The organism is Pedobacter frigoris, assembly GCF_005116445.1.
Classification (GTDB): Bacteria; Bacteroidota; Bacteroidia; order Sphingobacteriales; family Sphingobacteriaceae; genus Pedobacter; species Pedobacter frigoris.
In genome coordinates this window covers 326742-340140 of sequence record NZ_SWBQ01000004.1, presented here as the reverse complement: position 1 = coordinate 340140, position 13399 = coordinate 326742, and the positions used below count along the sequence as shown (strand labels likewise).

Genomic DNA, 13399 nt, shown 5'->3' with positions numbered 1-13399 from the left:
ACCGTTAGTTTTTTAATTGTGATTGCTCTGCCCACCAAACAGGAGTAAATGTCCAGCTTCTCGCTCCCGCACCTAATCTTTCTATCTCTCTGGGATTGTAGATGTATTCCGTTTGTTTATCATAAGGCAAACGTTGTATCCATTTACCCTGCCATTCCGCCAATGCATTCTTAGGATAATAAATACCCGGATAAGCAGTAGCGCTATAGCCATATCTTCTCATATCTACCCAGGTCTCAGGCTGCAGGTACAAGGCAACATACTTTTGCATCATAATGTCACTGATTTTCAAATTGCCTGCACTTGAGATAACTTTTGAACTGCCCATATAAGCTGTAATGTCTTGTTCAGATACTCCTAGTCTTCTTAAGTTCGCTTCAATCCCTGCCTTATAAGCTTCATGAGCGGTTGGTTTATCTTCTTTTTTAAAGGCAACTTCAGCTTTAATAAAATACAGCTCCTCTTTTAGTATGAAAGGCAATGGTGAATCATTTGCTGTCCAGAATCCATTGTACAGGTTGGCAAAATCAGCCATTGTAGTTCCGGTTGGCAATCCGGCCGTAGAGGTTCCTTCAGATGCTCTGGCCGACAAATATTTATTATTTGCTCCCGGAGTAGTCAGTTTATATAACCTTGGGTCATGCACCAGTCCATTTTCATTTACGGTCAGATAATTCATCAGAAAGTCCGTATGCATAGATTCTACCAGGCTATTTCTTATATCTGCAAAATTCCATTCCGGACTCGCAACTTTAGGTCCCCACAAATTCATTTCCCATTCCCTCGTCGCACCCTTTGGATAATAAAAAATCGCATCACTAAATGTATTTAAGGCATCATTTACAGTATTCAGTGTCCTGTCATATCCATTGTCAAAATTTGCTGTATGCAAATACATCCTGGCCTTTACAGCCTTAGCAAAAGCTGCCCATTTTGAAACGTCACCCTGAAAGATCAGGTCTGACGTCGCGTCCATTCTTTTATCAGAAGGGCCGGCCTTAGCCAAGTCAGCTAATCCATCTTCCAGCAACTGAGCAATTCCCTCATACACTGCCTGCTGAGTGTCATACACAGGGTTAAAACTGCCGCTGTAAGCTTCCTTGAAAGGCATATCGCCAAAAGAATCTGTAGCCGTCAGGTAAGAATAGGCCAGCATGATCTTACCAACACCCATATAATTGTAAGAACCTTCAATCTGCGCGGTCTCTATCATCCCTTTGCAGTTGCTGCCCACATCAAAATAATGCCATCTCCAGGCACCCAAACGGGTAACGTCGTTATAATTCCACAATGCTTCTATCTTACTCGTATTCAAACGATTTGTGATATAAAAAGCGTGGTATGCTGAAAAACGTGCATGGGAGTAATTATGATAAGCCATATTTCCCAAAATTGCCGGCAACCTTAAACTTGTGGGGGCCGTAACCGGATTAACCGGGTTGACATTAATGTCCAGCTTGCTGCATGAAGTGGCTACAACCAGAAGCAGCACCGGAATTGTTTTTATAATATTTTTCATCTCTTACTGATTAAAAACCTACTGAAAGACCTAATGAATACGTTTTGGAAATAGGAATGTTACCATAATCCACCCCCATCGTGCTACCCCCGCCGCCACCGGCATTCGGACCTGCACTGTTCACTTCCGGGTCACCACCGGAATAATTGGTGATTAAAAACGGATTCTGTGCAGACAGCTCTATACTTAACCTGGACACCCTAAGTTTTTGCGAAAGGCTCTTCGGCACAGTATAGCCAAGTGTAATGTACCGCACTCTTGCCCAGTTTACAGTTTCTATAAAGTTAGACCCCACCGGAGTATACCTGTTTGTAAAGAATGCGTAATCGGCAGCTACTTCCTTCGTGTTTTTCACGAACGAACCATCGGGTTGCTGTACTACCCCATTAAACACCATCATCTGGTCTCTATATTCACCTATGTCTTTTGCAATACCTCTCGATATCATACCCAGGCGCGTTGCATTATACACATCTCCTCCAAAACGGAAATCCCAAAGGAAAGAAAGCGAGATGTCTTTGTATTTGAATTTATTCAGGAACCCGATGTTGAATTTCGGTTCCCTGTTGCCCAGGTATAACTGTGAATTTTCCGAATTGATTACTGGATAACCGGTATCATCTACGATCGTATAACCATCCGCATTCTTTTTATAATCGGTGCCGATAATTCCCAATACAGGCATATTGATCATCGACCCTGCTATTGCTGCCGTATAAGGCTGTCCAAATGTATAAGGGAAAACCTCTATCTGTCCGGGGAACTTCAGCATTTTCGAGGTATTTTTCCAGGCATTTAAAGTTACATTCCAGTCAAAATCTGAGGTCTTAACAGGACTGCCGCTCAATGACAGCTCAAAACCCCTGTTTCTCAAACTACCCGCATTGAAGGCCTTGATCACAAATCCTGTTGTCAGGGGAACCCTCGCTGTAATGATCTGATCATGGCTTTCTTTAATGTAATAAGCACTCTCCACTGTCAAACGATTTTTAAACAACCTCAACTCCAGGCCAAATTCAGTTTCTTTTGTAGTCTCCGCAACCAAATCCAGGTTACCTCCTGTAGGATCATTCTGGTAACCACCTCCTACACCCTGATTTTGCAGCAAATTGGTATTTGTCCTGTAAATCGGCGCATCCTTACCTACTTTTGCATAACTGGCCCTCAACTTACCAAACCATGAACTCCTGTTTTCAAACAGTTCAGAGAATGAGAAACTGCCTGAAAAAGATGGAGAATAAAATGAGCGGTTCGCTCTGGCCAGTGTAGATGTCCAGTCATTTCTGCCTGTTACGCCAACACTCACTATGCTCTTATAGTCCAGCTTAAAATCGCCATATACAGCATACCTTCTCCTTCTCGGAAAACCTTCGGTAACCGTCAGGTTATTTCGCTCAATGTTATTCACACTGTAAATACCCGGAACAATAAAGTTTTCTCCTGTAAAAGAGTTCGTTTTTGCTTCGTAGTACTCTGAGGAAGCCCCTAAAATCAAAGTTGCCCTCAAATCCTTGATCAGCTGCCTGTCAAACGTACTGTTGAAAATATTGGTGCTGTATTTATAATTGCCTTTCGTTTCGCGCAGTCTGCCATTCATATAACTTGGCGTGCCCTCCACCGTAATATTTGAAAACTCCTGATTGTAAAAATCCTGCCCTATTCGGTAAGACAGGTTAATCCAGTCATTCACTTTATAATTCAGATTACCATTTATCACAACACGCTGCGTCCCGGTTATTCTCGGATTTTTCATCACACCCCACATCGGCGACATGATCACAGTTTCATCTGCACCGGTATTGTCGTAATATTCATAAAAAGGCTCCCCATTCGGCTGCTCATACCTGTTGATATCAAACCTTCTCGGGTACAGGTAGATATTGTTCGCATATCCTCCGGAAGTACCTCCAACAATACCTTCCTGAATGTTGTTATTGATATAATTTGCCGAAGCGCCCAATTCCAGGTTCTTCGCCAATTTCGCACTACCCTTAATCAGGAAAGACAATTTATCTGAATTTGTATTCGGAATAATTGAAGACCCGTCACGGTAATTGCCGGACATGTAATAGTTGTATCTTTCCGATCCCCCATTCACATTCAGGTTCACATCATTGATAAACCCAGTACCAAAGAATCTTTCAATATTGTTGTAGATCAGCTCGTCCGACCTGAACCTTCTGCCCCATGAAGAAGTAGAAGTCTCATCATAAACACCTCCCAGACCTGTAGTAAACAAAGACTGTTGCTCAGGCACTTTACCTAAGGTTTCTAAAAACCCTTTGTAAGAACCATTGATCTGCATACTTCCTGCCTTACCTTTTTTTGTGGTGATGATCAAAGCTCCTGATGCCGCATCAATACCATAAAGTGCAGACGCCGCAGCTCCTTTCAGCACACTGATATCTTCTATGTCTTCGGGATTAAAATCTGCAAGCCTGTTGATCGTCCCATCCGAGGAAGCATTACTTACCCGAATTCCATCTACGATCATCAAAGGCTGATTATCGCCGGTTAAAGAAGACACCCCCCTCAAGATAATTTCTGAAGGCAAACCCGGAGAACCACCTGAAGAGGTGATCTGCGCGCCCGCGATCTGTCCCTGCAAACCATTGATGATGTTGGACTGATTGGCATCCCTCAGGTCATTGCCTTTTACTGTTTGCACAGAATAAGTAAGCGTTTTTTTGTTTCTTTCGATCCCCAAGGCAGTTACGACAACCTCGTTCAAAGATTTTGAGTCTGTTTTCAATGCTACATCAATCACAGCAGCATCTGCCACAGTAATTTCCTGAACTTCAAAACCGACATAAGAAAACACCAGTACATCGCCTTTTGCCGCTCTGATTGAATATGCGCCGTCTGCGTTGGTCTGAACTGCGGCGGCTCCTCCTTTAATCCTGACAGATACACCAGGCATAGTTAACTTATCGTCGGCTGATGTCACCTTGCCTGTAACCGTAATTTGCTGGGCAATTGCCTGAGCAACCAGCAAAAACGTACTCAAGAATAGCATGAGTATTTTTCTTTTCATAAAAGCTAATTTGGTTAATGATTAAGTTAGTATCTCTCAATTTCCCGGCAACCACACAAACACGCAAATAGTCGCAAAAAAACCAAGTATTAGTAAATATCATAAATGTTTTTCATTTAATTGCAAAATAAAGTACTATTTCATTCTTGTTACACAAATTATTGTTGCACAAACCCGCACAAAACCGCATTGCTTTTTTATTCATTTTTTATTTACTTTAGCCGAAAATAAATCGATGCTAAAAAGGGAAAGACATGATTTTGTGATGCGCCAGATCAACCTGCACAACAGGGTGCTCACTTCTGATTTGGTTCAGCTCCTCAATGTCTCCGAAGACACGATCAGACGAGACCTGCAGGAACTGTCGGACAGCAATCAGCTTTTCAAAGTCCATGGCGGCGCCCTTTCAAAATCTTACCAGTCTTCTTTTGATGATAGTGCGGTATATGCCAAGGACGCTAAAATCGGCATCGCCCGAAAAGCCATCTCGCTGATCAAGGATGGAATGGTGGTACTCACCGGTGGCGGGACAACCATTATAGAACTGGCAAAACAACTTCCTGAAAACCTTCAGGCCACCTTTTTCACCATCAGCCCTTTCGTAGCCATTGAACTGGCAAAATATGCCAAAATAGAAGTTATTTTAATTGGCGGATTGTTTTCTAAAAACTCACAGGTTACTTACGGCGGGCACGTCATCAATCAGCTTTCAGAAATAAGTCCGGATTTGTGCTTACTGGGAACCAGCGCATTACATCCGACTGACGGGTTAACCGATACGGATTGGGAAATTAACCAGTTAAAAAAAACAATGCTGCATTGTTCCAAGAGAACTGCAATTCTTTGCATTTCAGAAAAGCTGGACATTTCATTAAGACTTAAGGTAGCCCCTCTTGAAAATATACAATATCTGGTGACGGAACTTCCGGCTGATGACCCTTCATTAGAGCCATATCACATCAAAAGTCTTCAGATCCTTTAAGCTGGCAGACTTATTTTGCCCATAAAGACAGAGGGAACACCCTTTCTTTTACCAAAATCAATGGGTTCACCTACCAGGGTTTCATTGGCCAGCAGCGCAAAAAGAACGGCTTCTTTGGCATCGGGATTAATTTCTAAATGGTCCGTAGTATAAAATTCCGCTTCGGGAAGGATTAACTTTAGCTGTTTTACCAGCAAAGGATTATGCATGCCGCCACCACTCATATAAACGCGGGGCATCTTGTCGCCAAAGCACGCAATGATCGCATCAGCAATTACCCTCGCAGTAAAACTGCATAACGTAGCCACAACATCTTCCTTTTTCAAATCTGAAGTTCCTGAATTCTTCATTGCGTTTTCCAAATAGGATAAATTAAACAATTCCGGCCCCGTAGTTTTAGGAAAATCAGCGCTTAAAAACGGAGCATTCATCAATTCTTTTAGCAGGTTTCCATTGGCTACACCTGAACTGGCTATTGTCGCGTTTTCATCGAAATATAAACCCTCATAATTCTGCTGCACAAACTGATCCATCAAGGTATTACCAGGACCTACATCTGTTGAAAACACCTTAGCCGCATCATGATCGCCAGGTAAATAAGTGAAATTTGCAATTCCGCCGATGTTCAGCATCACCCTGTCTTCTCCTTTTTTGGAGAACACCAGATAATCGCCATAAACCGCCAACGGAGCCCCTTCTCCTCCTGCTGCAATGTGCTTTTGACGAAAATCACTGATCGTCACGATGCCTGTCTTTACAGCAATGTGGTCACCATCGCCAATCTGCAGGGTTGCATTTGGATATTCCGATAAACCATGAAGTGATTTGGGTGCATGAAAGATTGTTTGTCCATGGCTGGCCACAACATCGATATCCAGTGAATTCATTCCCCAGGATTTGATGGCTTCCAGTATCATGCCGGCATGAACAATTCCTATTTTCTCATTCATCAGACAGACCATTTGCAGGTCCGTATCTCTTTTGGAAAAAACAGACTTAATCTCAGCCTTAAATTCAGCAGTATAACCAACCGTTTTGAAATTCAGCACCTTCACTGATGTATCCACTCCATGCCCTTTGATCAGGCATAACGCGATATCCAGGCCATCCATAGAGGTCCCCGACATCAGACCAATGATCAAACGTTCAGGCTTATTGACAATCTCAAAGATCCGGCTCCAGTTCGAATTCATCATTTCATTGCATTTATACAATCGCAAGATAGCTATTCTACCCAAATTTGTCTGATTAGGCAACGCATAAATAGCCCGTTTGGTAGAGTTCAGCTCTAATTCTCTCCTGCTTTTGTCTTGCTTTTCTCTTGCTCCTCTCTTGCTATTGTCTTGCTTCCGCAGGAAAACTCCAAAATTAAAGCAATATTTAAGCAAGTTAAAAACAAGATTGAAATACTAAGGAGCATATACAGATTGTTATTTAGTCGAACTGCAGTAATTGACTTAAGTCGCCCCAATTATTTCAAAATATTTAGAAGAACACCCCAAACCATAATATGACCTCATGCCCCTATTCAATCGTTTGCACAATTCAGCATCAAAAAAAAGCCGAAAATATAGGCCCAAGTATCCCGTAAAAAGTTTGATATACTCGACAGGTTGGCTATATTTACTGCTCCGTACAAACTTTAAGAACAAAAAATGGCAAGATTAAATCTTCTGGAAGAAACGCGTTTTGAAAAATTACCCGTTTCTGTCTTTGAAAACCCTAAAGCCGCGTCGCTTAGCGTTGCAAAACGTATTGGGAATCTCATTAAAGAGAAACAAAAGAACAATACTCAGGCTGTTTTGGGTTTAGCTACTGGAGCTACACCTATTGCAGTGTATGCAGAATTGGTAAGAATGCATAAAGAAGAGGGATTGAGTTTTAAAAACGTAATCACCTTTAACCTGGATGAATATTATCCAATGCAGCCGAATGCTGCTCAGAGTTATGTATCGTTCATGAATGAGCACTTATTCGACCACATCGACATTGACAAAAACAATGTAAATATTCCAGATGGCACACTAGCCTTAGAAGATATTCCTGCTTTTTGCCTTGCTTATGAAAAAAAGATCGGCGATTTAGGCGGACTTGATATCCAGATCCTGGGTATCGGACGTACTGGTCACATTGGATTCAATGAGCCGGGTTCTGCTCCTAATTCAGGTACACGTTTAGTGACATTGGATGACCTGACCAGACGCGATGCTGCAAGGGATTTCGGTGGTAAGTCTTTTGTGCCGACAAAAGCAATCACAATGGGTATCGGAACTATTTTCAAAGCCCGTGAGATCATATTGATGGCGTGGAACAGGAAAAAAGCTTCGATCATTAAAAAGGCTGTTGAAGGGGAAATCTCAGGTGAAGTACCTGCGACATACCTGCAATTGTCGGACAACGTAGAATTCATATTGGATCAGGATGCAGCTTCACAACTGACCCGCTTTGATACACCATGGTTGGTTAAAGACTGCATATGGGATGAAAAACTGACAAGAAAAGCGGTAATCTGGTTGGCAAATTACTTAGGTAAACCTGTTTTGAAGCTTACTGAAGACGACTTTAACAACAATGGTATGGCTCAGCTGGCTATTGAAAAAGGTCCTGTTTACAACATAAATATTGACATCTTTAATAAACTACAGCATACCATCACCGGCTGGCCGGGTGGCAAACCTAATGCTGATGATTCGGAAAGACCGGAAAGAGCAGAGCCTGCTAAAAAACGCTCTATTATCTTCTCTCCGCATCCTGATGATGATGTAATCTCAATGGGCGGTACTTTCATCCGTCTTGTTGATCAAAAACATGATGTACACGTAGCCTACCAAACCTCCGGAAATACCGCCGTTTGGGATGATGATGCACTTCGTTTTGTAGAATTTGGCATCGATTTCTCTGAGAAAATGGGTCAAAATCAGGATGAGCTTAGAAAGCTTTATCAAAGCATGCGTACTTTCATAGATCAGAAGCAACCTAACCAGGTTGATACTCCTGAAATTCAGGCTGTAAAAGGTTTGATCAGAAAAGGTGAAGCGATTGCAGGCGCGCGTTATTGTGGTCTGGAAGATGATCATATTCATTTCATGGCACTTCCTTTCTACGAAAGTGGCAAAAGCCAGAAAAATCCTGTTACTGATGCAGACGTTGTGCTTACCATGGAATTACTTCAGAAAGTAAAACCTCACCAGGTATTTGCAGCGGGCGATTTTGAAGACCCGCACGGAACCCACATCGTATGCTTTAACATCATTCTGGAAGCATTAAGACGCTTATCAAAAACAGAAGAATGGGTTAAAGATTGCTGGTTGTGGATGTACAGAGGTGCTTGGCAGGAGTTTGAAACTCATGAGATTGAAATGGCTGTTCCTTTGAGCCCACAAGAAGTGGAAAGAAAGAAATTTGCAATTTTCAAACACCAGTCGCAAAAAGACAGAGCTGTGTTCCCTGGTGATGACGCAAGAGAGTTCTGGAAAAGAGCGGAAGACAGAAACAGAGAAACTGCTCAGTCCTATGACAATTTAGGATTGGCGGATTACGAAGCAATGGAAGCCTTCGTTCGCTATAAATTTTAATTATATTTATGATCGCTATCGCTCAGGTGGTAGCGATCATATCTAAATTAATTTTTATAGTTCATGACTGAAATATCCTCAAATCCTCCCTCAAGGTTACTTTCCTTAGATTTCTTCAGAGGAATCACAGTAGCCGCAATGATATTGGTCAACAACCCGGGAGACTGGGGTAACATTTACGCTCCGTTGGAGCATGCCGAATGGAATGGCTGCACGCCTACTGATTTAATTTTCCCCTTTTTTCTCTTTATTGTTGGGGTTTCTATCGCTTATGCAATGGGTGGTAAAAAAAGTGATCCCTCTACACATTCAAAAACTATTTTAAAAGCCCTCAAACGGGCCTTTATTCTTTTTGGCCTTGGTTTATTTCTATCTCTCTATCCAAAGGTGTTTACGGAACCCCTTGAAGCTTTTCAAAACGTACGAATCCCCGGGGTATTGCAGAGAATCGCAGTTGTCTTTCTGATTTCTTCAGTCATATTCCTTAAGAACAGCGAAAAGAACATCTTCAGAATATTGTTGATACTGCTGGCTGTATATTGGATATTCATGACTTTCGTACCTGTCCCGGGCGTAGGCTATCCTAATCTTGAGAAGGAAACCAATCTGGGTGCCTGGCTTGACCGCAGTGTATTAACCGAAGCTCATCTGTGGAAATCTTCAAAAACATGGGATCCTGAAGGTATATTGAGTACGCTTCCAGCTATAGCTACTGGTCTGTTTGGGGTATTAGTGGGTGTTTATCTGAAACGAAAGGATATTGATGCGGCTACGAAAGTCGTATGGCTGTTCTCTGCCGGATGTCTGGCCATTATTTTAGGCCTGTTGTGGGATTTAAAATTTCCGATCAACAAGGCATTGTGGACAAGTTCGTTTGTACTGTATACTGGTGGATTGGCCACGGTAGTTCTGGCACTTTGCTATTGGATCATCGACATACAGCAATACAACCGCTTTACAAAGCCATTTGTAGTTTACGGCGTAAATGCGATTACGGTATTTTTTCTATCCGGACTCATTCCACGCACGCTCAGATTATTTAGTATAACTCAGCAGGATGGCAGTAAAACAGACCTGCAATCCTGGCTCTATTCCGGGATTTCGGCTCACTTCTCTTCCATCAATGCTTCATTGATCTGGGCCATCTGTTTTGTACTGTTCTGGCTGGTCATCCTCTGGGTGATGTACAAGAAAAAAATAATTATAAAAGTCTAATTTTAAGCGGGTAATTGAATGGTCTTACTTAATGAAAAAGTTAAATAATGTTAAAAAATTACCGCAGCTAGTAACACGTTGACTAGTTTTACCTCTAACTAACTTTATCTATGAACAACAGAAACAAAATCCTTGTATTTGGGATGACGGCATTAATGGTCGTTAATGCTCCCTCTTACGCCCAAAAGAAGCCTGTCGCAGCAAAAAAGCCTGTACAAGCAACCAGTAAAACAGCAGGCACACTGATCCCGAATGATCCAAACGTGAAAATTGGGAAACTCCCAAATGGCCTGACTTATTACATCAGAAAGAATACTGAGCCTAAAAACAGGGCTGAACTATATCTTGCCACAAGAATAGGCTCTTTAATGGAAGAGGATAACCAGCAGGGCCTTGCCCACTTTACGGAACACATGGCTTTTAACGGGACTAAAGACTTTCCGAAGAATGACATGATCAATTACCTGCAAAAGGCTGGTGTGCGCTTTGGTGCCGACCTGAATGCCTATACTGGATTTGACCAGACGGTATACCAGCTGCCTATTCCGACGGATAGTGCTATGGTATTCAAAAATGGCTTTAAGATACTGGCCAACTGGGCCGGAAAGGTAATCATGGACGGAGAAGAAATAGATAAAGAACGTGGAGTTATTATAGAAGAAGACCGTCAGAGAGGTAAAAATGCTCAGGAACGCATGAGCAAACAATTGCTTCCTTTGTTGTTAAAGGGATCCCGCTATGAAAATCGTATTCCTATTGGCAAGATCGATATCCTGCAAACCTTCACTCATGATAAAATCAGGAATTTTTACAAAGATTGGTACAGGCCGAATCTCCAGGCCATAATCGCTGTGGGTGATTTTGATGTTAATGAAGTTGAGCAATTAATTAAAGCTAACTTCTCAGAACTGACCAATCCGGCAAATCCTAAGCCTCGCTTGAAATATGATTTGCCTGATAATAAAGAGCCGCTGATTAAGATCATTACAGATCCGGAACAGGCGTATAATGTTGCTCAGATCATGTACAAGCAACGAGGCAGCGTTTCAAAAACTACGGCTGATTACAAAAAGAAACTGATGTACAGTATGATCAACAGCATGCTTGGTGCGAGGTTGCAGGAAATTCTGCAAAAAGGCACCGCCCCGTTCATCTTTGCTCAAACTAACTATGGACCTTACCAGGGTGGTTTGGTCTCAGGTATCAATGCACTGCAAACTACCGTTGCGGCTAAATCCGCAGCTACTCTGGAGCAGGCATTCTCTGCGGCTCTTGCTGAAAATGAAAGAATGAGCAAGTATGGCTTTGTACAGTCGGAGTTAGATGTTGCCAAGAAAAACATCATTGCGGGTTCAGAAAAACAATTTAAAGAAAAGGACAAAACACCATCTTCTTCTTTTGTACAACAGTACCTCAATAATTTCCTGACCAGCAGTCCTATTCCTTCAATTGACTTCGTGTATGGGGAAACGCAGAAAGCCGTAGGAAGCATTACGCTTGCAGAAGTAAATGCGCTTGTCAAAACCTTGATCACCAAAGACAACCAGATTATTATAATACAAGCTCCTGAAAAGGATAAAGCTGCACTACCTACAGAAGCTCAGATGCTCGCCGCTGTTAAAAACGCGGGAAGTGGCGTTGCTGCTTATGTGGACAATTCAGTAAATAAACCGCTATTGGAAAAGAAACCAGTAGCAGGAAAGATCGTGAATGAGACTAAACCTGATGCAATTGGTGTAACAGAACTTACCCTGAGTAACGGCATTAAGGTCTTATTGAAGCCGACTGACTTTAAAAATGACCAGATCATCTTCAGTTCATTTTCAAAAGGCGGAACTTCATTGGCAACAGATCAGAATTTTCAGTCTGTGCAAATGGTCAGCCTAATCCCTGAAAGTGGCGTAGGCGCGTTTAATCCGACTCAATTGGATAAATTACTTGCCGGCAATACCGGAAGAGGTGGTGCATATATAGATGACCTTTACCAGGGATTTAGTGGCAGTGCTTCTCCTAAAGATTTGGAAACAGCATTCCAGATGGTTTATGCCTATGCAACGGATCCTCGCAAAGACGCAGAAATATTCAACAAAAACATTGATGATTATAAAGTAGTACTGGCAAATAAAAATGCCAACCCTACCAGTGTTTTTTCAGATACCGTACAGGCGGTATTGTCTTCTTATCATAAACGCGCTATGCCAATGACGCTTGAAGATCTAAGCAAGGTTTCTTTAAATGAGGCTTTTGCTTTCTATAAAGATCGCTTTGCTGATGCGAGTGAACAAACCTTTGTGATCGTTGGTAATTTCGACATTAATACCATCAAACCACTTATTGAAACCTACATCGCCAGCCTGCCGGCATTAAACAAAAAACAGAATTATGCAGACAATGGTGTAAGGTCTCCAAAAGGAAAGATCAGCAAAACCGTTTACAAAGGCCTGGAAGATAAAGCTTCTGTAGAACTTTACATTCATGGGGATTATGACTTCAACGAACTAAATAATACACAGCTTGAAGCATTAAAAGCTGCTCTTGAGATTAAAATCCTGGAGCGTCTGCGTGAGAAAGAAAGTGGCGTATATAGTCCAAGGGTAAGCTTAAGTGTGCAGAAATATCCTGATGCTCATTATTATTTCAATATATCATTCAGCTGCGCGACAGCCAATGTAGAAAAACTGGTTGCGGCTTCTTTAGATGAAGTCAGCAAGATCAGGACAAGCGGTGCTACGGCTGATGACATCAGTAAGTTTAAATCTGAAGAACAACGTCAGGTAGAACTTAGCCTTCGCAACAATGGTTTCTGGTTAGGTTACATCAGCAGCCGTCTAAAAAACGGGGAATCTTTTGATCAGATCCTGAATTATAAAAAGACCCTAGATGCGGTTTCTGTAGAAAGTACAAAAGCAGCAGCACAGAAATATTTAACGGATGAGAATTATATTCGATTGGTATTGATGCCTCAGAAATAATCCCAGTATTCTTGCCGTCATCTCGAGGAACCGAGAGATCTCTTGTTTAGATTCGATTCAAGAGATCTCTTTCGATGTTCGAGATGACGACAGTTTACAATA

Annotated in this window: 7 protein-coding genes; 4 read left to right on the top strand and 3 right to left on the bottom strand. The window is 42.0% G+C overall.

Translation table 11 applies throughout. The annotated features are described in order from the left end of the window. Positions 1–4 precede the first annotated feature (4 nt). A complete protein-coding gene (locus FA047_RS15265) occupies positions 5–1519 on the bottom strand; it encodes a SusD/RagB family nutrient-binding outer membrane lipoprotein (protein WP_136836939.1) in 1515 nt (504 codons plus the stop codon). 10 nt (positions 1520–1529) lie between these two features. Beyond that, positions 1530–4553, bottom strand: coding sequence for a SusC/RagA family TonB-linked outer membrane protein (locus FA047_RS15260; protein WP_136836938.1), 3024 nt, complete (start codon positions 4551–4553; stop codon positions 1530–1532). A gap of 235 nt (positions 4554–4788) precedes the next feature. Here FA047_RS15260 and FA047_RS15255 point away from each other — a divergent pair, with 235 nt between their 5' ends. Continuing rightward, entirely contained in the window at positions 4789–5535 is a 747-nt protein-coding gene (locus FA047_RS15255; protein WP_136836937.1) for a DeoR/GlpR family DNA-binding transcription regulator, read from the top strand. Here FA047_RS15255 and FA047_RS15250 read toward each other — a convergent pair. Beyond that, entirely contained in the window at positions 5532–6728 is a 1197-nt protein-coding gene (locus FA047_RS15250; RefSeq protein ID WP_136837118.1) for an anhydro-N-acetylmuramic acid kinase, read from the bottom strand. The two genes, FA047_RS15255 and FA047_RS15250, sit on opposite strands and share 4 nt — an antisense overlap. 462 nt (positions 6729–7190) lie before the next feature. Between FA047_RS15250 and nagB the strand changes: the two genes are divergently transcribed. From nagB to FA047_RS15235, 3 genes are all read left to right on the top strand, one after another. Continuing rightward, positions 7191–9110, top strand: coding sequence for a glucosamine-6-phosphate deaminase (gene nagB / locus FA047_RS15245; protein WP_136836936.1), 1920 nt, complete (start codon positions 7191–7193; stop codon positions 9108–9110). Between the two features lie 63 nt (positions 9111–9173). Beyond that, positions 9174–10325, top strand: a complete 1152-nt coding sequence (locus FA047_RS15240) for an acyltransferase family protein (protein WP_136836935.1) — start codon at positions 9174–9176, stop codon at positions 10323–10325. A gap of 110 nt (positions 10326–10435) precedes the next feature. Then, positions 10436–13297, top strand: a complete 2862-nt coding sequence (locus FA047_RS15235) for a M16 family metallopeptidase (protein ID WP_136836934.1) — start codon at positions 10436–10438, stop codon at positions 13295–13297. The last annotated feature ends 102 nt before the right edge of the window (positions 13298–13399 follow it).

Coding starts and splice junctions, on each gene's coding strand:
- FA047_RS15240 (WP_136836935.1), top strand. CDS start 9,174: ATGACTGAAATATCCTCAAATCCTCCCTCAAGGTTACTTTCCTTAGAT.
- FA047_RS15235 (WP_136836934.1), top strand. CDS start 10,436: ATGAACAACAGAAACAAAATCCTTGTATTTGGGATGACGGCATTAATG.
- FA047_RS15255 (WP_136836937.1), top strand. CDS start 4,789: ATGCTAAAAAGGGAAAGACATGATTTTGTGATGCGCCAGATCAACCTG.
- FA047_RS15260 (WP_136836938.1), bottom strand. CDS start 4,553: ATGAAAAGAAAAATACTCATGCTATTCTTGAGTACGTTTTTGCTGGTT.
- FA047_RS15265 (WP_136836939.1), bottom strand. CDS start 1,519: ATGAAAAATATTATAAAAACAATTCCGGTGCTGCTTCTGGTTGTAGCC.
- FA047_RS15250 (WP_136837118.1), bottom strand. CDS start 6,728: ATGAATTCGAACTGGAGCCGGATCTTTGAGATTGTCAATAAGCCTGAA.
- nagB (WP_136836936.1), top strand. CDS start 7,191: ATGGCAAGATTAAATCTTCTGGAAGAAACGCGTTTTGAAAAATTACCC.